This window comes from Streptomyces sp. NPDC048349 (assembly GCF_040651925.1).
Taxonomy (GTDB): Bacteria; Actinomycetota; Actinomycetes; order Streptomycetales; family Streptomycetaceae; genus Streptomyces.
In genome coordinates this window covers 1-21,347 of record NZ_JBEZLA010000021.1, presented here as the reverse complement: position 1 = coordinate 21,347, position 21,347 = coordinate 1, and the positions used below count along the sequence as shown (strand labels likewise).

The window sequence follows — 21,347 nt, the reverse complement described above, 5'->3', positions numbered from 1 at the left end:
GCGTGCGCGGAGTCCCTCGAGCAGGAGAGTGCTGCCGTCCCGCGGCCGGTCAGCTGTCGAAGCCGAGACCGAGGCGGTCGAGCGTTCGCAGCCAGAGGTTGCGGTGGCCGCCGCGGCTGTCGGCGCGGGCCAGTGACCACTTGGTGAGGGTGATGCCGGTCCAGGCGAAGGGCTCGGGCGGGAACGGCATCGGCTTGGACTTCACCATCTCCAGCCGGGTGCGCTCGGTGGAGACCCCGTCGAGCAGGTCGAGCATCACGTCCGCGCCGAAGCGGGTGGCGCCCACCCCGAGCCCGGTGTATCCGGCCGCGTAGGCCACCTTCCCGGAGTGCGCGGTGCCGAAGAAGGCGGAGAAGCGCGAGCAGGTGTCGATCGCGCCGCCCCAGGCGTGGCTGAACTTCAGCCCCTCCAGCTGCGGGAAGGCGGTGAAGAAGTGCTCCGCGAGCCTGAGGTAGGTCTCGGGACGGTGGTCGTACTCGGAGTCGAGCTTCCCGCGGTAGGGGTAGATCGCGTCGTAGCCGCCCCACAGGATCCGGTGGTCCTTGGTGATCCGGAAGTAGTGGAACTGGTTCGCGCTGTCACCCAGCCCCTGCCGGTTCTTCCAGCCGATCGCGGCGAGCTGCGCCCCGTCCAGCGGCTCGCTCATCAGCGCGTAGTCGTAGACCGGCACGGTGAACGGGCGGATGCGGCGGACCAGCGAAGGGAAGATGTTCGTGCCCAGGGCGACCCGGCGCGCGAGGATCGTGCCGTAGGGGGTCTGGACGGTCATCCCCCGGCCCGCCGGGGCCAGCTTCAGGCCGCGGGTGTTCTCGTAGATCCGCACCCCGAGGTCCAGGCAGGCCCGCTTGAGGCCCCAGGCCAGCTTCGCCGGGTGGAGCATGGCGACGCCGTCGCGGTCCCAGAGGCCCGCGAGGAAGGTCGGCGAGTCGATCTCGGCGCGCAGCGCCTCCCCGTCGAGCCACTGGGAGCTGCCCGCGAGGCCGAGCCGCTGGGCCTCCTCATGGAGTTCGCGCAGCTCCTCGACCTGGTGGGGCTCGGTGGCCACGTCGATCTCGCCGGTGCGCTCGAAGTCGCAGTCGATGCCGTAGCGGGCGACCGCCTCCTCGATGGCGTCGAGGTTGCGGGCGCCCAGCTCCTCCAGCTTGGCCAGCTCACCGGGCCAGCGGGCCAGCCCGTTGGCGAGCCCGTGGGTGAGCGAGGCGGCGCAGAAGCCGCCGTTGCGGCCGGAGGCGGCCCAGCCCGCCTCCTTGCTCTCGATCAGGACCACGTCCCGGCCGGGGTCACGCTCCTTGGCGAGCAGCGCGGTCCACAGCCCGCTGTAACCGCCGCCGATGACCAGCAGGTCGCACCGCTCGTCGGTGGTGAGCGCCGGCTGCGCGGCGGGCTTGCCGGGGTCGTCCAGCCAGTACGAGACCGGCTTCGCTTCCGAAAGGGATTTCGCAACACTCCGCATGGCGACTGGGGCCATGGCTTCCAACTCCCTACAGGGGTCTACTTCGGCTGTGCCTTCTTGCGGCGGTTGCCGGCCATCTGGCCGGCGAGGACCACCAGGACGGCGATGACGAACATCGCCGTGCCGATGACGTTGATCTGCACGGGCGTTCCGCGCTGGGCCGATCCCCACACGAACATGGGGAAGGTGACGGTGTTGCCCGAGTTGAAGTTGGTGATGATGAAGTCGTCGAAGGAGAGCGCGAAGGAGAGCAGCGCACCCGCCGCGATGCCGGGTGCCGCGATCGGCAGGGTGACCCGCACGAAGGTCTGCACCGGGCCCGCGTAGAGGTCGCGGGCGGCCTCCTCCAGCCGCGGGTCCATGGACAGGACCCGCGCCTTGACGGCGGCGACGACGAAGCTGAGGCAGAACATGACGTGGGCGATCAGGATCGTCCAGAAGCCCAGCTGGATGCCCATGTTGAGGAAGAGCGCGAGCAGCGAGGCCGCCATCACGATCTCGGGCATGGCCATGGGCAGGAAGATCAGCGAGTTGACCGCGCCCCGCGCCCGGAAGCGGTAGCGGACGAGTGCGAAGGCGATCGCCGTACCGAGGACGGTGGCCCCGAGGGTGGCCCACAGGGCGATCTGGAGCGAGAGCGCGAGGGAGCCGCACAGGTCGGCGACCCCGCAGGGGTCCTTCCAGGCGTCGAGCGAGAACTCCTGCCAGGCGTAGTTGAACCGCCCGGTGGGGTTGTTGAAGGAGAAGACGGTGACGACCACGTTCGGCAGGATCATGTAGGCGAGCGTGCCGAGACCGGCGATCACCACGAGGTTGCGGCGGAGCCAACGCATCAGACCAGGTCCTCCGTCCCCGCTCGGCGGATGTAGATGGTGACCATGATCAGCACGATGGCCATGAGGATGAAGGACAGCGCGGCCGCCGTCGGGTAGTCGAGGATCCGCAGGTACTGCGACTGGATGACGTTGCCGATCATCCGGGTGTCCGTGGAGCCGAGCAGTTCGGCGTTCACGTAGTCGCCGCTCGCCGGGATGAAGGTCAGCAGGGTCCCGGAGACCACGCCCGGCATGGAGAGCGGGAAGGTCACCTTCCGGAAGACCGTCGCGGGGCGCGCGTACAGGTCCCCGGCGGCCTCGTGGAGGCGGGTGTCGATGCGCTCCAGCGAGGTGTACAGCGGCAGGATCATGAAGGGGAGGAAGTTGTAGGTCAGACCGCAGACCACCGCGAGCGGCGTGGCCAGCACCCGCTCCCCCTCGGTGAGGCCGATCCAGCTGGTGACGTCGAGGAAGCCGATGCCGTTGAGCACCGCGACCACCGGGCCGCCGTCGGCCAGGATCGTCTTCCAGGCCAGCGTGCGGATCAGGAAGCTGGTGAAGAACGGCGCGATGACCAGGACCAGCAGCAGGTTGCGCCACCGGCCCGCCTTGAAGGCGATCAGGTAGGCCAGCGGGTACCCGAGCAGCAGGCACAGCGCGGTGGCGGTGGCCGCGTAGAGCAGGGAGCGCAGGAACTGCGGGTAGTACTCGGTGAAGGCGTCCCAGTAGGTCGCGAAGTGCCAGGTGACCTCGAAGCCCTCTTCGAGCGAGCCGGTCTGCACCGAGGTGGAGGCCTGGTAGACCATCGGCAGGACGAAGAAGACCAGCAGCCACAGGATGCCGGGGAGCAGCAGCCAGTACGGGATCAGCCGTTTGCGCGCGGACGGCTTGTGGACCGGGGGTTCGGCGGGGGCGGCGGCCTCCGGCAGCGCGGCCGGGGCGGTCATGCGCTCTCCTCGACCGTCTCGATGCCCGCGTCGATGTCCTGGGCGGCGTCCAGTCCGAAGGTGTGCTCCGGGTTCCAGTGCAGGACCACCTCGGCGCCGGGGACCAGGCGGCCGTCCCGCTCGATGTTCTGCGCGTACACCTCCAGCTCGGAGCAGACCGGGCTGTCGATGACGTACTGCGTGGAGACGCCGATGAAGGAGGAGTCGGCGATGCGGCCGCGGACCGTGTTGCGGCCGGCCGCGATGGTGTGCTCCTCGTCGGCGTGGACCAGGGAGATCTTCTCCGGGCGCACCCCGACCAGCAGCTTCCCGCCGCTGCGGGGCGTGGTCGCGCAGCGGGCCGCGGGCAGCCGGAGCGTGGTGCCGGAGGCGGAGACGGCCACCTCGGACCCGGCGGACTCCACCGCGGCCTCGATGAGGTTGGAGGTTCCGAGGAAGTTGGCGACGAAGGTGGTGCCCGGGTTCTCGTACAGCTCGGCCGGGGCGCCCAGCTGCTCGACGCGCCCGCCGTTCATCACGGCGACCGTGTCGGCCATGGTCATGGCCTCCTCCTGGTCGTGCGTGACGTGCACGAAGGTGATCCCCACCTCGGTCTGGATGCGCTTGAGCTCCAGCTGCATCTGGCGGCGCAGCTTGAGGTCGAGGGCGCCGAGCGGCTCGTCGAGGAGGAGCACCTGGGGGTGGTTGATCAGGGCGCGGGCGACGGCGACGCGCTGCTGCTGGCCGCCCGACAGCTGGTGGGGCTTCTTGCCGGCCTGCTCGCCGAGCTGGACCAGCTCCAGCATGTCGTCGACCTGCTTCTTGACCGACTTGATGCCGCGCCGGCGCAGGCCGAAGGCGACGTTCTCGTAGATGTTCAGGTGCGGGAAGAGGGCGTAGCTCTGGAAGACCGTGTTGACCGGGCGCTTGTACGGCGGCAGGTCGGTGACCTCCCGGTCGCCGAGGCTGACCGTGCCGGTGGAGGGCTCCTCCAGGCCGGCGATCATGCGCAGGGTGGTGGTCTTCCCGCAGCCCGAGGCGCCGAGCAGGGCGAAGAAGGAGCCCTGGGGAATGGTGAGGTCCAGCGGGTGCACGGCGGTGAAGGTGCCGTAGTGCTTGCTGATCCCGGCGAGGCGGACGTCGCCGCCCGCGGTCTTGTCAGTCATGGGTGGGTCCCGGGGTTGGGTGCGGGGAAGGGTCAAGGGGCTGGGCGGAGCCGGCCGGGGTGCACGGCCGCCGGTGTCGTCCGGCGGGCGGTGTCCCGGTCCTCCACGGCTCGCCGCGAGGCGTCAGGCTCCGATGAGCTTGGCGAACTTCTCCTCGTACGCCGTCTCTTCTTCGCTGGTCAGCGAGCGGAAGGCGTGGGCCTTGGCGGCCATGGCCTTGTCCGGGACGATCAGCGGGTTGTCCGCGAGCGCGGGGTCGATCTTGGCGAGTTCGTCCTTGACGCCCTCGACCGGGCAGACGTAGCTGATGAAGGCGGCCAGCTGGGCGGCGACCGGGGGCTCGTAGTAGTAGTCGATGAGCTTCTCCGCGTTGGCCTTGTGCCGGGCCTTGGCGGGGACCAGCAGGTTGTCGCTGGAGGTGAGGTAGCCGGGGGCGGGGATGGCGTACTGGATGTCCGGGTTGCCCGCCTGGAGCTGGATCACGTCACCCGCCCAGGCCAGACAGGCGGCGAGGTCGCCCTTGTCGAGGTCGGCGGTGTAGTCGTTGCCGGTGAAGCGGCGGATCTGCTTGGAGTCCACGCCCTTCTGGAGGCGGCCGATCGCGCCGTCGAAGTCGGCGGTGGTGAAGTTCGCCGGGTCCTTGCCCTGGTCGAGCAGGGTCATGCCCACGCTGTCGCGCATCTCGGTGAGGAAGCCGACGCGGCCCTTGAGGGTGGGGTCGTCGAGCATCTGCGTGACGGAGTCGACCTTCTTCCCGTCGGTGGCCTTGGTGTTGTAGGCGATGACGGTGTCGATGCCGGTCCACGGGTAGCTGTACGCGCGGCCCGGGTCCCAGTCGGGGGTGCGGAACTGCGGGATCAGGTTGGCGTAGGCGTGCGGCAGGTGGGTGGGGTCCAGCTTCTGCGCCCAGCCGAGGCGGATGATGCGCGCGGCGAGCCAGTCGGTGACGACGATCAGGTCGCGGCCGGTGTCCTGGCCGGCGGCGAGCTGCGGGCGGATCTTGCCGAAGAACTCGACGTTGTCGTTGATGTCCTCGGTGTACTTGACCTCGATCCCGGTCCGCTTGGTGAACTCCTCCAGGGTGGGCCGGGTCTTTTCGTCGTCGCTGGTGTCCATGTACTCGGTCCAGTTGGAGAAGTTGATCTCCTTCTCCTGTGCCGAGTGGTCGTCGGAGGCCACCGCCGAGTCGCCCTCGCGCTTGGCGGGCGGGATCCCGCACCCGGCGAGGGTGGACAGGCCTGCGAGGGTGAGCGCTCCGACTCCGGATCCGCGCAGCAGCGAGCGGCGGGTGAGGGCGCCGCGCCCGCTGGTGAGGCTGCGCCGCATCGCGGCGAGTTGCGCCGCCGAGAGGCGGTCGGGCTCGAACTGCTCCATGCGCTGTGCCCTTTCGGGAGGTGTACCGCTGGTCAGGCGGTGGATTTCTTATCGGTCCCCGAAGATCGTGCGGTGCCAGTCCTTCGCGGCCACCGCGGTGTTGTCGTACATCACGTGCTTGACCTGCGTGTACTCCTCGAAGGAGTAGGCCGACATGTCCTTTCCGAAGCCGCTGGCCTTGTAGCCGCCGTGGGGCATCTCGCTGATGATCGGGATGTGGTCGTTGACCCAGACGCAGCCCGCCTTGATCTCGCGGGTGGCACGGTTCGCCCGGTAGACGTCGCGGCTCCAGGCGGAGGCGGCGAGGCCGTAGGGGGTGTCGTTGGCCAGCGCGATGCCCTCGTCGTCGGTGTCGAACGGAAGGACGACGAGCACCGGCCCGAAGATCTCGGACTGGACCACCTCGCTGTCCTGGGCGGCGCCGGTGATGAGGGTGGGCCGGTAGTACGCGCCGTCGGCGAGCTCCCCGCCGGGGACCTCCCCACCGGTGACGACGGTGGCGTAGGCACGGGCCCGCTCGACGAAACCGGCGACCCGGTCGCGCTGGGCGTGCGAGACGAGCGGGCCGAGGTCGGTGGTGGGGGCGAAGGGGTCGCCGAGGCGGACGGTCTCCATCAGCTCCGCGACGCGGGCGACGAAGGCGTCGTGGAGGGGGCGCTGGACGTAGGCGCGGGTGGCGGCGGTGCAGTCCTGGCCCGTGTTGATGAGGGAGGCGGCTACGGCGCCGTGCGCGGCGGCCTCCAGGTCGGCGTCGTCGAAGACCAGGAAGGGGGCCTTGCCGCCGAGCTCCAGGTGGAGCCGCTTGACGGTGGCGGTGGCGATCTCGGCGACCCGCCTGCCCACGGCGGTGGAGCCGGTGAAGGAGGTCATGACCACGTCGGGGTGGCCGACCAGGTGCTCGCCGGCGTCGCGGCCGGCGCCCGTGACGATGTTGATCACGCCGTCGGGCAGGCCCGCGTCCTTGGCGGCCTGCGCGAACATCAGGGAGGTCAGCGGGGTCAGCTCGGCGGGCTTGAGGACGATGGTGTTGCCCGCGGCGATGGCCGGGAGGATCTTCCACGCGGCCATCTGGAGCGGATAGTTCCACGGGGCGATGGAGCCGACCACGCCGATGGCCTCGCGGCGCACGCAGGAGGTGTGGTCGCCGGAGTACTCGGCGGCCGCCTGCCCCTGGAGGTGGCGCGCGGCCCCCGCGAAGAAGGCCGTGTTGTCGATGGTCCCCGGCACGTCGAACTCCGTGGACAGCTTGATCGGCTTGCCGCACTGGAGGGACTCGGCGTACGCGAACTCCTCGGCCTGCTCGGCCAGTACGGCGGCCAGCCGGTGCAGCGCGTCCGACCGCTCCCCGGGGGTGGCGCCCGCCCAGCCCGGGAAGGCCCGCTTGGCGGCGGCGACGGCCTCGTCCACGTCCGCCGTGCCCGCGAGCTCGTAGGTGAGGACCTCGTCCCCGGTGGCCGGGTCGACCACGGTGTGTGACCTGCCCGAGGTGCCGGACCTGAGCTGCCCGTCGATGTACTGCGCGCCGTCTGCGAAGCGGTCCTTGACCTGGAAGCGGTTGCCCATCACGCTCTCACGCTCTCCGTAGCTACAGTTCGAGCTACAGCTCGAATTGAGTGCCGATCCTGACAGAGGGATGCCCCCTGTCCAAGTGATTCCGTTGTTGCCTTTTGATTACGCGACGGATTCGGTCGACCAAGTGTCGAGGCGCGCCCGAAATCCCGTACGAGTTGTCCGTGGCGGGTGCCACACTCGCATGCATGGAGATGATCGACGCACTGATCAAGCAGGTCAGCCGGGGTGAGCGGGTGAAGTTCCTGCCGTTCTGGGGGCACCGCCCGAGGCCGGACGGGACCCTCGGTCCGAGCTGCCTGAGCCAGTGGTGGCCGTCCGAGTTCACGGTGGGTGACGTCCGGTACGCGACGGCGGAGCACTGGATGATGGCCGGGAAGGCGCGGCTGTTCGGGGACGCGGAGGCGGAGCGGGCGGCCCTTGCGGCCCGGACCCCGGCCGAGGCGAAGAAGGCCGGACGGCTCGTGCGCGGCTTCGACGACGCGATATGGGAGCGGGAGCGGTTCGCCCTGGTCGTGGAAGGCAGCGTGCACAAGTTCGGCTCCGATCCCGCGCTGCGCTCCTACCTGCTGACCACCGGGGACCGGGTCCTGGTGGAGGCGAGCCCCCTGGACCGCGTCTGGGGCATCGGCCTGGCGGCCGACGACGAACGCGCCCTGGACCCGGCCCGCTGGCGGGGCCTGAACCTGCTGGGGTTCGCCCTGATGGAAGCCCGCGAGCGGCTGCGGCAGGGCCCGGCGTGACGGAGCGGCGCCGGGTCGCCGCCGTGATCATCCGGGACGGCTGCGTACTCATGGTGTCCGAGCGGCACCGCGGCCCCTGCTTCCGCGGGGACGTGGCACCCGGCGAGTCGGTCATGGTGCCGACGCTGCCGAGTAATTGCCTGGCGGAGCCCGGGCCCGGCGCCTAACGTGATCCTCGTCCAGGTGCGCAGGCGAGACATACTTCCACTGTTAATGGGGCGGTCGCGGGTTCGAATCCCGTCATCGGCTTCGGCCGGTGTAGCTCAGCGGATAGAGCACCACGTGGTTTCGCCGAACTCGATCTCTGGACACCTACGTCACGCACCTCCCGGTGCGCGGGCTGCGGCTCCTTCTTTCCCAAAGACACCAGGCCGCCGCCGACTTGATCTCGGGAGGCACGCGTGGGGGGCGCCCGGTGCGCAGGCTACGGCTCCTTCCGGACCCGGAGGTCGTGGGTTCGAATCCCACCCGGCCCGTCACCCGCAAGGGAACGGGCCGGTGGAGCAGCGTGGTAGCTCGCCGGGCACAGTCCGTCGCCGACTTCTGATCTCGGGCGTCCCCCATGTCACGCCTCCCCCGCTTTCCTTTGAATTCGGGGGGATTCACATGGCTCGTTTCAACCTGCGCGCGTCCAAGGCGGCGCCCGTACCGCCCACGTCGCCCGTACGCTCGGCCGGCCGCGGCCGCACCCACCAGGGCGGCGCCGGCCACCTGCGCGACCCGCGCTCCGAGCTGTTCCTGCTCGCGGTCGCCAACTTCGTGACCCAGCGCACCGCGTACGAGAGCGGCGAGGCCCGCGACGACCGCTTCGCGGCGCTCGTGCGGCGCCTCGCGGTCGAGGACCCCGCGTGGACGGCCGGCCTGCTGGGCTGGCTCCGCGGGGAGGCCCACATGCGCACCGCCTCGCTCGTCGGCGCCGCCGAGTACGTGAAGGCACGCCTCGAGGCGGGCGCCACCGACGGTCCTGCGAACCGCCAGGTCGTGGACTGCGTCCTGCAGCGCGCCGACGAGCCCGGTGAGCTGCTGGCCTACTGGACGGCGACGTACGGGCGGAACGTGCCCAAGCCCGTCAAGCGCGGCATCGCCGACGCCGTGCGCCGCCTCTACTCCGGCAGCTCCCTCCTGAAGTACGACACCGACTCCAAGAGCTACCGCTTCGGTGACGTCCTCAACCTCGTGCACGCCTCCCCCGACCCGGCCAAGCCCTGGCAGGGCGAGCTGTTCCGCTACGCGCTGGACCGCCGGCACCACCCGGAGCACGCCGAGCTCCCCGCCGGCGACCGGACCCTCGCCGCGCACCGGGAGCTGATGGCGCTGCCGGTGTCCGAGCGGCGCGGCGTGGTCACCGCACCGGACGGCGCCGAACGCCTCGCCCGGGCGGGCATGACCTGGGAGGCGCTGGCCGGCTGGCTGCAGGGGCCCCTGGACGCGGCCGCCTGGGAGGCGGTCATCCCGTCCATGGGTGCGATGGCCCTGCTGCGCAACCTGCGCAACTTCGACCAGGCCGGGGTGTCGGACGAGGTGGCCGCGGCGGTAGCGGCGAAGATCTCCGATCCGCAGACCGTCGCCCGGGCGCGGCAGTTCCCCTTCCGCTACCTGGCCGCCTACCAGCACGCGCCCTCGCTGCGCTGGGCGTACCCGCTCGAGCAGGCTCTCGGGCACTCGCTGGCCAACGTACCGGCGCTGCCGGGCCGTACGCTGGTTCTCGTGGACCGGTCGGGGTCGATGTGGTCCCCGCTGTCGGACCGCTCGCAGCTCAACCGTGCGGACGCGGCGGCGGTGTTCGGGGCGGCGCTCGCACTGCGCGCCGAGCAGGCGGACCTCGTCCAGTTCGGGACGACCAGTGCGGTGGTCCCGTACGTGCGGGGGGAGTCCGTACTGAGGGTGCTGGAGCGGTTCGGCGACCTCGGGGGGACGCACACGGCCCAGGCCGTCAGGCAGCACTACCGCGGTCACGACCGGGTGCTGATCGTCACCGACGAGCAGTGCGCCTCGTACGGCCACGGCGGTGACCCGACGGCCGAGGTCCCGCAGACGGTGCCGGTCTACACCTGGAACCTGGCGGGCTACCGGGTGGGCCACGCGCCCTCCGGTTCCGCGCACCGGCACGTCTTCGGCGGGCTCGGCGACGCGGCCTTCCGCATGGTGTCCCTGATCGAGCGCGGCCAGGACGCCGACTGGCCCTGGGCCTCCCCCGCCTGAGCGCGGGGACGAGCACTCGGACGAGCGTGGACACGAGCTCCGGGCCTGGGCCCGGGGCTCATATCTTCTCGCGCTCCCGGGAGTTCGAGTAAGGGCTGTCGTAGCGGGAGTCGTCGTCCCATCCGTCCAGGACCGGGGAGAACATGGCGACCAGCATCAGGGCTCCCAGCACGATGCCGATCGCGCCCAGGATGATGCCGGCCAGCGCCATCCCGCCGTTGTCGGCCTCGCCCCGGGTCGCCTTGCCCTTGCCGAGGGCGCCGAAGACGACCGCGGCGATCCCGATCCCGATGGCCAGGAAGCTGGTGATGCACCCGACGACGGACAGGATGCCGAGGACGAGGGCGGTGATGCCGAAGCCGTTGCTCGGGGGCGCCGCGTAGGGCGGGTAGGCGGCGGCGCCCGGGTATCCGGGATATCCCGGGTATCCGGGGTACCCCGCGTCGCCGGGGTACCCGTAGCCCGGGAGGGGGGCCTGGCCGGTGGGATGCCCATAACCGCCCGGGGCCGGCGGGGCCCCGTACCCGTATGCCGGCGGGGCGGGGGAAGCCGGCACCTGGGCCGGCGCAGGCGTCGCGGCGGGCTGCGGGATTGCGGCACCGGCCCCTGGCATCCCGGCGACCGTCTGCTGGTCGTGCACGGACGGCGGACCCGGCACTCCCGGCGCGGCCTGCTGCTTGCCCAGGTCCACCGCCGGGCGCTCCGGCGGTGCCCACGGGTCCCTCGGCTCAGGGCTCTGGTCGGTCATGCGGCACCCCCCTCTCGTACGGCCATGCTAAGCGCTGCCACCGACAGTGACCGGGGTGCCTACGATGAAGCCCGACCTGATCGCATGCGCGCCCTCCCGGAGGCACCTTCATGACCGACCTGCACCCCTTCATCGCGGGGCTGCCCAAGGCGGAACTCCACGTCCACCACGTCGGCTCGGCGTCACCGCGCATCGTGGCCGAGCTCGCCTCCCGGCACCCCGACTCGAAGGTGCCGACCGATCCCGAGGCGCTCGCCGACTACTTCACCTTCACCGACTTCGCGCACTTCATCGAGGTCTACCTGTCGGTCGTGGACCTCGTCCGCACCCCCGACGACGTACGCCACCTCACCTTCGAGGTGGCCCGCGACATGGCCCGGCAGAACATCCGCTACGCCGAACTGACCATCACCCCTTACTCCTCCACCCGTCGCGGCATCGAGGAGAAGGCCTTCATGGAGGCCATCGAGGACGCCCGCAAGGCCGCCGAGACCGAGCTCGGCGTCATCCTGCGCTGGTGCTTCGACATCCCCGGCGAAGCCGGCTTGGAGGCCGCCGCCGAGACCGCCCGCCTCGCCGTCGACCTGCGCCCCGAGGGCCTGGTCTCCTTCGGCCTCGGCGGCCCCGAAATCGGCGTCCCGCGCCCCCAGTTCAAGCCCTACTTCGACCGGGCCCGCGCCGCCGGCCTGCACAGCGTGCCGCACGCCGGCGAGACCACCGGCCCCGAGACGGTCTGGGACGCCATCCGCGAGCTGCGCGCCGAGCGCATCGGCCACGGCACCAGCTCCACCCAGGACCCCGAGCTCCTCGCGTACCTGGCCGAGCACCGCATCGCGCTGGAGGTCTGCCCGACCTCCAACATCGCCACCCGCGCGGTGACCGAGCTGGACCTGCACCCGGTCAAGGAGATGGTCGCCGCGGGCGTGCTCGTCACCATCAACAGCGACGACCCGCCGATGTTCGGCTCCGACCTCAACAACGAGTACGCGGTGGCGGCGCGCCTCCTCGACCTCGACGAGCGCGGCCTGGCCGGGCTCGCCAAGAACGCCGTCGAGGCCTCCTTCCTGGACGAGGCCGGCAAGGCGAAGCTGAGCGCGGAGATCGACGCCTACACGGCCGAGTGGCTCGCGCGCTGACCTCCCGATGATCGCGCCGGGCCCTGAGAATGGGGACCATGCGCACCCTGACTGCCGTCGGCCACCGCGGCGATCCCTACCGTGTCCGTGAGAACACCCTGGCCTCGATCCGCTCCGCGTTCGCGCGCGGGGCGGACGCGGTCGAGATCGACGTACGGCTGACCCGCGACGGGGTGCCGGTCCTGCTCCACGACGAAACGCTCGAGCGGTTGTGGGGCCATGACGTGCGGCTCGACGCCGTCACGGCCCCGCAGCTCAAGGAGCTGACGGGGGGCGGGGTTCCGACCCTGCGCGAGGCGGTGGCGGCGGCCGGGGCGGGAACGCTGATGATCGACCTGCCGGGTGCCTCGTACGAGGCGGTGCGGACCGTCGTGGGCCAGGTCCGCGAGTGCGGGGCGCGCGAGCGCACCTCCTACTGCGCGGGGCCGAACACCATGCTGGCGGTCCGCGCCGCCGATCCGGGTGCGGAGATCGCGCTGACCTGGACCACTCTGTCGCCGCCGCGCCGGGTGCTGATCGACGCGGTGGCCCCGCGCTGGCTCAACTACCGCTTCGGCCTGGTCAGCCGGGAGTTGACGGACGCCGTGCACCGTGACGGCCTGCTGGTGTCGGCCTGGACCGCGGACACCAGGCGCACGATGCGGAAGCTGCTCAGGGCCGGGGTCGACTCGGTCACCACGAACCGGGTGGACGTGCTGAGCGCCGTGCGCGCCGAGCTCGGCCGGTGATACCCGGCCGGGTGCTGCCCCGGGCCGGGTCCGGCCGTGGGGCGCGGGGCGCGGCCTACTCCACCCACGCCGAGGGGCAGGACCCGAACCGGGTGGCCTCGCCCTCGTGACGGCCGCCCTTCGCTAGGCCGGCATGGCCTCGAGGCGCTTGATCTTGCGGCGGAGCACCAGGAGGGGGATCACTCCGAAGACGCCGAAGGACATGTCGATGACGCTCCACCCGAAGGGGATCCCGCGGATCGGGCCGCAGATCAGGGCCAGCGGGATGATGCCGGCGCAGGCGATCATGCCGGCTTCGACGAGCCATACGTTGCGCACCGGGTCGCGGTATACGCCGTAGAAGAAGACGGCGATGACCAGGTGCGCGAAGGCGAGCCAATCGGTGCCGTAGAGGAGGAAGGGGTATTCGGCGTCGGCCCGGTCCAGCCCGTCGCCCACCCGCCGCAGCCATGCGTTGTCCATCAGGGCATTGGCCCATCGGAGTTCGCTGACCAGCGGAAAGGCGGTGAGCCCGCTGAGCACGAGACAGACGAGGAACAGGATCAACCAGGCACGGATCCGCCGCTGAAGGGCGCTTCTCTCGCTCATGGAAAGAAGCGTACGCAGCTTTCTGAACACGTTCAGCCATATTGCTGAACATGTTCAATTCCGTGTCCGGACCGTGATCCAATGCCGGCGATCGCGTTCCACCTGCGCTCGGCCTCGGCGAACGCGAAGGGGCGGGCCATGGACATGGTGTCCACGGCCCGCCCCGTCAAAAGCCTGCGACAGCCTGCGACCGGTGCGACCGGTCAGCCGTCGAGCGAGGTCATCACGTGCTTGATGCGCGTGTAGTCCTCGAAGCCGTAGGCGGAGAGGTCCTTGCCGTAGCCGGACTTCTTGAATCCGCCGTGCGGCATCTCGGCGACGAGCGGGATGTGGGTGTTGATCCACACGCAGCCGAAGTCAAGGTTCTTGGACATCCGCATCGCGCGGCCGTGGTCCTTGGTCCACACGGAGGAGGCGAGGGCGAACTCGACGCCGTTCGCGTACTCCACGGCCTGGGCCTCGTCCGTGAAGGACTGGACGGTGATGACGGGGCCGAAGACCTCGTTCTGGATGATCTCGTCGTCCTGCTTGAGGCCGGAGACCACGGTCGGGGCGTAGAAGTAGCCCTTCTCGCCGACCTGGTGGCCGCCCGCCTCGACCTTGGCATGGGCGGGGAGGCGCTCGATGAAGCCCGCGACCTGCTTGAGCTGGTTCGGGTTGTTCAGCGGGCCGTAGAGCACGTCCTCGTCGTCCGGCTGACCGGTCTTGGTGTCCGCGGCGGCCTTGGCGAGCGCGGACACGAACTCGTCGTGGATCGACTCGTGCACGAGCACGCGGGTGGCGGCGGTGCAGTCCTGGCCGGCGTTGAAGTAGCCGGCGACCGCGATGTCCTCGACGGCCTTGGCGATGTCGGCGTCCTGGAAGACCACGACCGGGGCCTTGCCGCCGAGCTCCAGGTGGACGCGCTTGACGTCCTTCGAGGCGCTCTCGGCCACCTGCATGCCCGCGCGCACCGAGCCGGTGATGGAGGCCATCGCCGGGGTGGAGTGCTCGACCATGGCCTTGCCGGTCTCGCGATCACCGCAGATGACGTTGAAGACGCCCTTGGGCAGGATCGAGTCGATGATCTCCGCCATCAGGACGGTGGAGGCCGGGGTGGTGTCCGAGGGCTTGAGCACCACGGTGTTGCCCGCGGCGATGGCCGGGGCGAACTTCCACACGGCCATCATCATCGGGTAGTTCCACGGCGCGACCTGGGCACAGACGCCCACCGGCTCGCGACGGATGATGGAGGTCATGCCCTCCATGTACTCGCCGGCCGAGCGGCCCTCGAGCAGCCGGGCGGCGCCGGCGAAGAAGCGGATCTGGTCCACCATCGGCGGCAGCTCCTCGCTGGCCGTGAGGCCCAGCGGCTTGCCGGTGTTCTCCGACTCGGCGGCGACGAGCTCCTCCGCGCGCGCCTCGAAGGCGTCCGCGATCTTCAGCAGCGCCTTCTGGCGCTCGGCGGGCGTGGTGTCGCGCCAGCCCGGGAAGGCGGCCGCGGCCGCGGCCATGGCGGCGTCGACATCGGCCTGACCCGAGAGCGGTGCGGTGGCGTACGCATCGCCGGTGGCCGGGTTCACCACCTCGGTGGTCCGGCCGTCGGCGGCGTCCTTGAACTCCCCGCCGATGTAGTTGCGCAGACGACGCAGTTCGGTGGTCACTACAGCCACTCTCCTGATCACATGTCCAACGATTGAGACGATTCCCAAGAGTAGCCCCTCGGCGGACGCTTTCGACAGAGCCAGACACCACCACCTACGAAATCAGTGAGATCCGAGTCGCCAAACAACGGATTTCATCGATTCCGTCTTGCGGAACAGACGACTCCTCGTGCACAGTGTGGTCGTGGTCAGTCGAAGCGCAGATTCCAGGAACAGACAACCGTCCCCTTCGGTCGATGCTGTGTCCCTGGCGATCATCGAGCAACTGCAGGAGGACGGGCGCCGTCCCTACGCAGCGATCGGCAAGGCCGTCGGCCTGTCGGAGGCGGCTGTGCGCCAGCGCGTGCAGAAGCTGCTCGACCAGGGCGTCATGCAGATCGTGGCCGTCACCGACCCGCTCACCGTGGGCCTGCGGCGCCAGGCCATGGTCGGCATCAACGTCGAGGGAGACCTCGACCCGGTGGCGGACGCCCTGACCGCCATGGCCGAGTGCGAGTACGTGGTGATGACCGCAGGGTCGTTCGACCTGATGGTGGAGATCGTCTGCGAGGACGACGACCACCTGCTCGAAACGATCAACAAGAAGATCCGCGCGCTCCCCGGCGTGCGATCAACCGAAAGCTTCGTTTACCTGAAGCTGAAGAAGCAGACCTACATGTGGGGAACTCGATAACCCGTGAGCCAGGACCTCTCCAAAACCGCGTACGACCACCTGTGGATGCACTTCACCCGCATGTCGTCCTACGAGAACGCACCCGTGCCCACCATCGTGCGTGGTGAGGGCACCTACATCTTCGACGACAAGGGCAAGCGCTACCTCGACGGCCTCGCGGGCCTGTTCGTGGTCAACGCCGGTCACGGCCGCAAGGAGCTGGCCGAGGTCGCCTACAAGCAGGCACAGGAACTCGCGTTCTTCCCCATCTGGTCGTACGCGCACCCCCAGGCCGTCGAGCTGGCCGAGCGCCTGGCCGACTACGCCCCGGGCGACCTGAACAAGGTCTTCTTCACCACCGGCGGCGGCGAGGCCGTCGAGACCGCCTGGAAGCTCGCCAAGCAGTACTACAAGCTGCAGGGCAAGCACACCAAGTACAAGGTCATCTCGCGTGCGGTCGCCTACCACGGCACCCCGCAGGGCGCCCTGTCCATCACCGGCCTGCCGGCCCTGAAGGCCCCCTTCGAGCCGCTGGTCCCCGGCGCGCACAAGGTGCCGAACACCAACATCTACCGCGCCCCGATCTACGGCGACGACCCCGAGGCCTTCGGCCGCTGGTGCGCCGACCAGATCGAGCAGGAGATCCTCTTCGAGGGCGCCGACACCGTCGCGGCCGTCTTCCTGGAGCCGGTGCAGAACGCCGGCGGCTGCTTCCCGCCGCCGCCCGGGTACTTCCAGCGCGTCCGCGAGATCTGCGACGAGTACGACGTGCTGCTCGTCTCCGACGAGACGATCTGCGCCTTCGGCCGCCTGGGCACGATGTTCGCCTGCGACAAGTTCGGCTACGTCCCGGACATGATCACCTGCGCCAAGGGCATGACCTCGGGCTACTCCCCGATCGGCGCCTGCATCGTCTCGGACCGCATCGCGGAGCCGTTCTACAAGGGTGACAACACCTTCCTGCACGGCTACACCTTCGGCGGCCACCCGGTCTCCTCGGCGGTCGCGCTGGCCAACCTCGACATCTTCGACAAGGAAGGCCTCAACCAGCACGTGCTGGACAACGAGGACGCCTTCTTCTCGACGCTGAAGAAGCTGCACGACCTGCCCATCGTCGGCGACGTCCGCGGCAACGGCTTCTTCTACGGCATCGAGCTCGTCAAGGACAAGGTCACCAAGGAGTCCTTCACGGACGAGGAGACGGAGCGCGTGCTCTACGGCTTCCTCTCCAAGGCGCTCTTCGAGAACGGCCTGTACTGCCGGGCCGACGACCGCGGCGACCCGGTCATCCAGCTGGCCCCGCCGCTGATCGCCGACCAGGGGACCTTCGACGAGATCGAGGGCATCCTGCGCTCCGTGCTCACCGAGGCGTGGACCAAGCTGTAAATCGTCCAACGCTGCAATAGGCCAACCACACGGCCCGGATACCCCGTTCGAGTGAGAACTCGGGTGTCCGGGCCGCGTGCTGTCCCCATCCAAGACGTTCATCTCTTTACATCTCAGTGCGGCGCCAGTGACCGAACCGGTTCCGCTTCGTTCCCCCGGACGGAGGTGTACGCCATGGTGGCTCCACCCGACACGGCCCCACCCGACAACGACGTTCTGTGGGCACGGTCCCTTCACTACTCCCACGGGAAGTCCCCCCGGACGAAGTCCGCAGGAGGCTCCCCCGGCCTCGTCGGCGTCTCCGTAGGGGTCCGCCAAGGCGAGATCCTCGCCCTCACCGGCCCGCGTGGCAGCGGCAAGACCACGCTGCTGCGCTGCCTCTCCGGACAGCTGCGCCCCGAGCAGGGCGAGGTCTGGTTCAACAGCGTCCCCGTGCACACCATGGGCGCCCTGGGCCGCGAACGGCTGCGCCGCGACCGGTTCGGCTGGATCGGACCCGAGCCGCAGCTGCTGCCCGAGCTGAAGGTGTGGGAGAACGCGGCCCTGCCGCTGCTGCTCGCCGGAGCCTCGCACCGCCGTGCCAAGCACGCCGCCTGCGAATGGCTGGAGCGCCTGGACATCGGCGCTTTCGCCCGCAAGCGCCCCGGCGCCCTCACCAGGGCCGAGTCCCAGCGGGTGGCGCTGGCCCGGGCGCTGGTCAACGAGCCCGCGGTGATCTTCGGCGACGAGCCCACCGCCCCCCTGCACCGCGCCGAGCGCGCCCTGCTGCTGCGCACCCTCACCACTGCGGCCCGCTCGCACGGGATCACCGTGGTGCTGGCCACCCACGACGAGGAGACCGCGGCCGCCGCCGACCGGCGACTGGCCCTGCTCGACGGACGGCCCGCCGCCACCGCCGGGGCCACCGAGGACCCGCCGGGGCCCCCGGCCGGCGAGACCACGGAGGGGCAGGCCGCGTGCTCGCTCTCCGCCTAGCCCGCGGCGCCCGCCCGCTGGTCCAGCTGCGGCGGCTGCTCGTCGCCGCCGCCTCGGCCGGCACCGGCTTCCTCCTCCTCTACGTGCTCGCCGGGGCGGTGGCCAGCCCCGGCGGATCGTTCCCCCGCCTGCTGTGGGCGCTGGCGCCGCTGGCCGCCACCGTCCAGTTCGCCGTCGCCGTGGCCCGTGCCGATCCGGCCACCCGGCCCCGCGCAGGGCTGGACGCCGCCGGGCTGGGAGCCGTACGGCTCGGCCTGGTCGCGGCGGTCTCCACCGCCGTGGCGTGCACCCTGGGCAGCGCACTGGCCCTCGCCGCCTTCCTCCACCTGCGCGGGGACCTGGCCGGGCTGCCCTTCGACGGAGCCGGGGCCCGGCTGCTGCACGCGGACCAGCCGCTGCCCGTGGCGGCCGCGCTCACCCTCCTGGTCCTGGTCCCGCTGACCGCCTCGGCCGCTGTCCTGACCCTGCCCCGCCGCAAGCCGCTTGCCCCGCAGACCGGGCTGCCCTGGGGCATCGCCATCACCGCCTGCGGACTCGCGGTCGAGGCCCACGCCGGGCGGGGCGGGCCCGGGATGCTCGCCGGCTGGTCGCTCACCGCCGTCGGCCTGGCACTGGCCGGCCCCGGCCTGGCCTACGCCTGCGGCACGCTGGTCCAGGCCGTACGCCCCGGGGCGCTGCGCCTGCTGGCCGGACGGGCCCTCCAGGAGGAGGCGCCACGGATCGGCCCGCCGCTGGGGGTGCTCTGCGCCGTCGGGGCAGCCGCCCTGACGGCGCTCGCCCTGCGGGACAGCGGCGGTGCGCCCCTCCCGCTCGGACCCCTGACCGGACCGGCCGCGGCCCTGGTCGCCGGGTGCGCCGCAGCGACCCTTCTCACATCCGCCGTGGAGGCACGCCAGGTGCGCGCCGCCGGCCGCGAGGCCCTGGCCGATCTCGGGGCTCCGGCCAAGGTCCTGCGGACGGCGGCGAGTTTGCGGGCCACGGCGCTGGTGGCCGTGTGCGTACCCCTCAGCTGGGGTGTGGCGCAGCTGACGTCACTGGCCCTGACCCGCTGACGCGGGCAGCCCTTAGGGTGGGCCGAATGGTCAACGCAGACATCGAGATCGAGACGCTCGCCGAATTCGACCAGGTCGTGGCCCGCGGCTCGCTCAGCGGATACCGCATCCAGTCGGTCAACCTGCTGGAGCGGACCTTCGCGCTGCTGTCCGCCGACACCTCGGACGCCGTGTTCCTGGGCTGCGCGATGGAGCCCGACGCCTCGGTGAAGGTCCGCGCCGACGGCGCGCTGGTCTTCCCGCCGGTGCCCGACCTGCCGTTCAACCCGTACCGGGGCCTGCTCTACACGCCCGAGGAGCTGTTCACCGGGCTGCCCGACGGATACGAGGCCACCCCGGACGCCCGGACGTACGCCTGGTTCCAGGAGACCAAGGCCGACGGGGACATACTCTCCTCGATGCTCCGCTCCATCCACGACGACGCCGTCTCCGACGCCCTCGACGAGCACCTGGAGGGTGCCCGGGTGGTCGGCGTCATGGGCGGCCACGCCCTGTCCCGCGGCGGTACGGAGTACCGCCGGGCGGCGGAGCTGGGCCGGGCGCTGACCCGGTCGGGGCTCACGGTGGCCACCGGCGGCGGACCCGGCGCGATGGAGGCCGCCAACCTCGGTGCCTACCTGGCGCCCGCCCCCGACGAGGCCCTCGCGGAAGCCGTGGAGCTGCTGGCCAAGGCCCCGTCCTTCGCCCCGTCGGTGTCCGACTGGGCGCGCGCGGCCTTCGCCGTACGGGAGCGGTGGCCCGGTGGCGGCGACTCGGTGGGCATCCCGACCTGGTTCTACGGGCACGAACCGCCGAACGCCTTCGCGGCGCACATCGGCAAGTACTTCGCGAACGCCACCCGGGAGGACGGGCTCCTGGCCCGTTCCACGGCGGGCGTGGTGTTCCTGCCGGGTGCGGCGGGCACCGTCCAGGAGGTCTTCGACAGCGCGACGCCGAACTACTACGCCTCACGCGGCGAGCCCGCGCCGATGGTCCTGGTCGGCCGGGCGCACTGGACCGGGCACCTGCCCGCCTGGCCCCTGCTCCAGGCGCTGGCGCGCGGCCGGGCCATGGAGTCCCGGATCGCCCTGGTGGACTCGGTGGACGAGGTCCCGGACGCACTCCTGGCAATGGCCTGACGGCGGGAGGCAACTTCCCGGCCCGTTCCGACGTCTGGCAGAGGTACGCAAAACCTGCCAGACGTGAACGGAGCCTTCGGTGCTCATAGGCCTGCTGACCGCTGTCGCGGCGTCCATCTGCTACGGGACGGGATCTGTCCTGCAAGCCGTCGGATCGCGCCGCGCCGCCCGGATGTCCCCGTCCGCCGCCGGGGTGACGGCGCACGGCGGCCCCAACCTGGCGTCCACCGCGAAAGCGGCGATGACCTGGGAGTTCATCGTCGGGACGATCCTGGACTTCGTGGGCTTCGGGCTGGGCGCGCTGGCCGCCCGCCTGCTCCCGCTGTTCCTGTCCCAGACGGTGATCAGCGCCAACCTGGTGATCACGGCCGTGCTGAGCGTCAAGATGCTGGGCATCCGGCTGAGCCGCAAGGAGTGGACCTCCATCGGCGTCGTCTGCACGGCACTGGTGCTGCTGGCGACGGCCGCGGGCCACGAGGGCGGCCACCACGCCCCGATGTCCACGCACTGGTGGCTGCTGGGGATCACCCTGCTGCTGATGGTGGGCGGCACGGTGGCCGTACGCCTCCTCGGCGGGGGCGCGGCGATCCTGGCGGGCCTGCTGTCGGGCCTGGGCTTCGGCGCGCTGGGCGTCGGCGTGCGGATCCTGGACGGCGTCGACCCGTTCGACCTGGGCACCTTCCTGACCGACCCGGCCCTGTACGCGATCCTCGTGGCGGGCTTCGGCGGCATGTACCTGCACACGGTCGCCCTCCAGATCGGTTCGGTGAACGGCGCGACCGCCGCCCTGGTCGTCGGCGAGACGGTCCTGCCGGGTGCGATCGGCGTGCTCTGGCTCGGCGACGCCTCCCGCCCGGGCCTGGCCTGGCTGGCGGCCTTCGGCTTCGTCCTGGCCGTCACCGGCGCGGTGGCGGTGGCCTGGTACGGCAAGCACGAGGGGGCCGACGCGCAGGAGCCGGCGCCGGTTCCCGAGCCGGTGGCCTAGGGGGTGTCTGACGGAGGTCCGTGGTGAAGGAGCGGTGTCCGGTGCGTGCTCTCGGCGTGCCGGCCGGATGCCCCCGTACTGGACGTAC

20 protein-coding genes and 1 tRNA gene are annotated in these 21,347 nt (G+C 70.9%); 12 read left to right on the top strand and 9 right to left on the bottom strand.

Going from position 1 to position 21,347, the window contains the following annotated elements:
* Positions 1-49: 49 nt before the first annotated feature.
* The 6 genes from AB0D44_RS14250 to AB0D44_RS14225 form a co-directional block, all read right to left on the bottom strand.
* Positions 50-1,468, bottom strand: coding sequence for an FAD-dependent oxidoreductase (locus tag AB0D44_RS14250; protein WP_362589463.1), 1,419 nt, complete (start codon positions 1,466-1,468; stop codon positions 50-52).
* Between the two features lie 23 nt (positions 1,469-1,491).
* Complete coding sequence (locus AB0D44_RS14245; protein WP_362589460.1) at positions 1,492-2,286, bottom strand: ABC transporter permease; 795 nt, start codon at positions 2,284-2,286, stop codon at positions 1,492-1,494.
* Positions 2,286-3,215, bottom strand: coding sequence for an ABC transporter permease (locus AB0D44_RS14240; RefSeq protein WP_362589457.1), 930 nt, complete (start codon positions 3,213-3,215; stop codon positions 2,286-2,288). The genes AB0D44_RS14245 and AB0D44_RS14240 overlap by 1 nt, the downstream gene beginning before the upstream one ends.
* Positions 3,212-4,360 (bottom strand): ABC transporter ATP-binding protein, encoded by a 1,149-nt coding sequence (locus tag AB0D44_RS14235; RefSeq protein ID WP_362589454.1) that lies wholly within the window; start codon positions 4,358-4,360, stop codon positions 3,212-3,214. The genes AB0D44_RS14240 and AB0D44_RS14235 overlap by 4 nt, the downstream gene beginning before the upstream one ends.
* Before the next feature lie 123 nt (positions 4,361-4,483).
* Positions 4,484-5,734 carry a spermidine/putrescine ABC transporter substrate-binding protein gene (locus AB0D44_RS14230; protein ID WP_362589451.1) on the bottom strand — a complete coding sequence of 417 codons (1,251 nt, stop codon included), beginning with the start codon at positions 5,732-5,734 and terminating at the stop codon, positions 4,484-4,486.
* A gap of 48 nt (positions 5,735-5,782) precedes the next feature.
* Positions 5,783-7,297, bottom strand: a complete 1,515-nt coding sequence (locus AB0D44_RS14225; protein WP_362589635.1) for a gamma-aminobutyraldehyde dehydrogenase — start codon at positions 7,295-7,297, stop codon at positions 5,783-5,785.
* A 194-nt stretch (positions 7,298-7,491) separates the two neighbouring features.
* Between AB0D44_RS14225 and AB0D44_RS14220 the strand changes: the two genes are divergently transcribed.
* From AB0D44_RS14220 to AB0D44_RS14205, 4 genes are all read left to right on the top strand, one after another.
* Complete coding sequence (locus AB0D44_RS14220) at positions 7,492-8,046, top strand: NADAR family protein (protein ID WP_362589448.1); 555 nt, start codon at positions 7,492-7,494, stop codon at positions 8,044-8,046.
* Positions 8,043-8,213 carry a hypothetical protein gene (locus AB0D44_RS14215; protein ID WP_362589445.1) on the top strand — a complete coding sequence of 57 codons (171 nt, stop codon included), beginning with the start codon at positions 8,043-8,045 and terminating at the stop codon, positions 8,211-8,213. The genes AB0D44_RS14220 and AB0D44_RS14215 overlap by 4 nt, the downstream gene beginning before the upstream one ends.
* Positions 8,214-8,229: 16 nt before the next feature.
* Positions 8,230-8,292, top strand: a tRNA-OTHER gene (locus tag AB0D44_RS14210).
* A 360-nt stretch (positions 8,293-8,652) separates the two neighbouring features.
* A complete protein-coding gene (locus AB0D44_RS14205) occupies positions 8,653-10,248 on the top strand; it encodes a TROVE domain-containing protein (protein WP_362589442.1) in 1,596 nt (531 codons plus the stop codon).
* A 58-nt stretch (positions 10,249-10,306) separates the two neighbouring features.
* Here AB0D44_RS14205 and AB0D44_RS14200 read toward each other — a convergent pair whose 3' ends face one another.
* Positions 10,307-10,996, bottom strand: a complete 690-nt coding sequence (locus AB0D44_RS14200) for a DUF4190 domain-containing protein (protein ID WP_362589439.1) — start codon at positions 10,994-10,996, stop codon at positions 10,307-10,309.
* A 110-nt stretch (positions 10,997-11,106) separates the two neighbouring features.
* Between AB0D44_RS14200 and AB0D44_RS14195 the strand changes: the two genes are divergently transcribed.
* The gene (locus AB0D44_RS14195; protein WP_362589437.1) at positions 11,107-12,132 is read left to right on the top strand and encodes an adenosine deaminase; all 1,026 of its coding nucleotides are present in this window, start codon (positions 11,107-11,109) and stop codon (positions 12,130-12,132) included.
* Positions 12,133-12,161: 29 nt separating this feature from the next.
* Positions 12,162-12,860: a glycerophosphodiester phosphodiesterase gene (locus AB0D44_RS14190; protein ID WP_362589434.1), complete on the top strand. Its 699-nt coding sequence runs from the start codon at positions 12,162-12,164 to the stop codon at positions 12,858-12,860.
* Between the two features lie 123 nt (positions 12,861-12,983).
* Here the strand turns inward: AB0D44_RS14190 and AB0D44_RS14185 are convergent, their stop codons facing one another.
* Both AB0D44_RS14185 and AB0D44_RS14180 read right to left on the bottom strand, forming a co-directional pair.
* A complete protein-coding gene (locus AB0D44_RS14185) occupies positions 12,984-13,448 on the bottom strand; it encodes a hypothetical protein (RefSeq protein ID WP_362589431.1) in 465 nt (154 codons plus the stop codon).
* Between the two features lie 203 nt (positions 13,449-13,651).
* Positions 13,652-15,091, bottom strand: coding sequence for a gamma-aminobutyraldehyde dehydrogenase (locus AB0D44_RS14180; protein WP_362589428.1), 1,440 nt, complete (start codon positions 15,089-15,091; stop codon positions 13,652-13,654).
* 169 nt (positions 15,092-15,260) lie between these two features.
* On the opposite strand from AB0D44_RS14180, the gene AB0D44_RS14175 reads away from it, so the two are divergent.
* The 6 genes from AB0D44_RS14175 (at position 15,261) to AB0D44_RS14150 (ending at position 21,259) form a co-directional block, all read left to right on the top strand.
* Positions 15,261-15,764 carry an Lrp/AsnC family transcriptional regulator gene (locus tag AB0D44_RS14175; RefSeq protein WP_069922162.1) on the top strand — a complete coding sequence of 168 codons (504 nt, stop codon included), beginning with the start codon at positions 15,261-15,263 and terminating at the stop codon, positions 15,762-15,764.
* Between the two features lie 3 nt (positions 15,765-15,767).
* Positions 15,768-17,129, top strand: a complete 1,362-nt coding sequence (locus tag AB0D44_RS14170; protein ID WP_362589425.1) for an aspartate aminotransferase family protein — start codon at positions 15,768-15,770, stop codon at positions 17,127-17,129.
* Positions 17,130-17,303: 174 nt separating this feature from the next.
* Entirely contained in the window at positions 17,304-18,104 is an 801-nt protein-coding gene (locus AB0D44_RS14165; RefSeq protein WP_362589422.1) for an ATP-binding cassette domain-containing protein, read from the top strand.
* A complete protein-coding gene (locus tag AB0D44_RS14160) occupies positions 18,086-19,156 on the top strand; it encodes a hypothetical protein (RefSeq protein WP_362589419.1) in 1,071 nt (356 codons plus the stop codon). The genes AB0D44_RS14165 and AB0D44_RS14160 overlap by 19 nt, the downstream gene beginning before the upstream one ends.
* A 26-nt stretch (positions 19,157-19,182) precedes the next feature.
* Positions 19,183-20,274: a Rossmann fold nucleotide-binding protein gene (locus tag AB0D44_RS14155; RefSeq protein WP_362589416.1), complete on the top strand. Its 1,092-nt coding sequence runs from the start codon at positions 19,183-19,185 to the stop codon at positions 20,272-20,274.
* Between the two features lie 79 nt (positions 20,275-20,353).
* Positions 20,354-21,259, top strand: a complete 906-nt coding sequence (locus AB0D44_RS14150) for a hypothetical protein (RefSeq protein WP_362589413.1) — start codon at positions 20,354-20,356, stop codon at positions 21,257-21,259.
* Positions 21,260-21,347: the final 88 nt, after the last annotated feature.

Excerpts from the sequence above, each read along its gene's own strand:
- AB0D44_RS14250 (WP_362589463.1), bottom strand. The coding sequence starts at position 1,468 with ATGGCCCCAGTCGCCATGCGGAGTGTTGCGAAATCCCTTTCGGAAGCG.
- AB0D44_RS14245 (WP_362589460.1), bottom strand. The coding sequence starts at position 2,286 with ATGCGTTGGCTCCGCCGCAACCTCGTGGTGATCGCCGGTCTCGGCACG.
- AB0D44_RS14240 (WP_362589457.1), bottom strand. The coding sequence starts at position 3,215 with ATGACCGCCCCGGCCGCGCTGCCGGAGGCCGCCGCCCCCGCCGAACCC.
- AB0D44_RS14235 (WP_362589454.1), bottom strand. The coding sequence starts at position 4,360 with ATGACTGACAAGACCGCGGGCGGCGACGTCCGCCTCGCCGGGATCAGC.
- AB0D44_RS14230 (WP_362589451.1), bottom strand. The coding sequence starts at position 5,734 with ATGGAGCAGTTCGAGCCCGACCGCCTCTCGGCGGCGCAACTCGCCGCG.
- AB0D44_RS14225 (WP_362589635.1), bottom strand. The coding sequence starts at position 7,297 with ATGGGCAACCGCTTCCAGGTCAAGGACCGCTTCGCAGACGGCGCGCAG.
- AB0D44_RS14220 (WP_362589448.1), top strand. The coding sequence starts at position 7,492 with ATGGAGATGATCGACGCACTGATCAAGCAGGTCAGCCGGGGTGAGCGG.
- AB0D44_RS14205 (WP_362589442.1), top strand. The coding sequence starts at position 8,653 with ATGGCTCGTTTCAACCTGCGCGCGTCCAAGGCGGCGCCCGTACCGCCC.
- AB0D44_RS14200 (WP_362589439.1), bottom strand. The coding sequence starts at position 10,996 with ATGACCGACCAGAGCCCTGAGCCGAGGGACCCGTGGGCACCGCCGGAG.
- AB0D44_RS14195 (WP_362589437.1), top strand. The coding sequence starts at position 11,107 with ATGACCGACCTGCACCCCTTCATCGCGGGGCTGCCCAAGGCGGAACTC.
- AB0D44_RS14190 (WP_362589434.1), top strand. The coding sequence starts at position 12,162 with ATGGGGACCATGCGCACCCTGACTGCCGTCGGCCACCGCGGCGATCCC.
- AB0D44_RS14185 (WP_362589431.1), bottom strand. The coding sequence starts at position 13,448 with ATGAGCGAGAGAAGCGCCCTTCAGCGGCGGATCCGTGCCTGGTTGATC.
- AB0D44_RS14165 (WP_362589422.1), top strand. The coding sequence starts at position 17,304 with ATGGTGGCTCCACCCGACACGGCCCCACCCGACAACGACGTTCTGTGG.
- AB0D44_RS14155 (WP_362589416.1), top strand. The coding sequence starts at position 19,183 with ATGGTCAACGCAGACATCGAGATCGAGACGCTCGCCGAATTCGACCAG.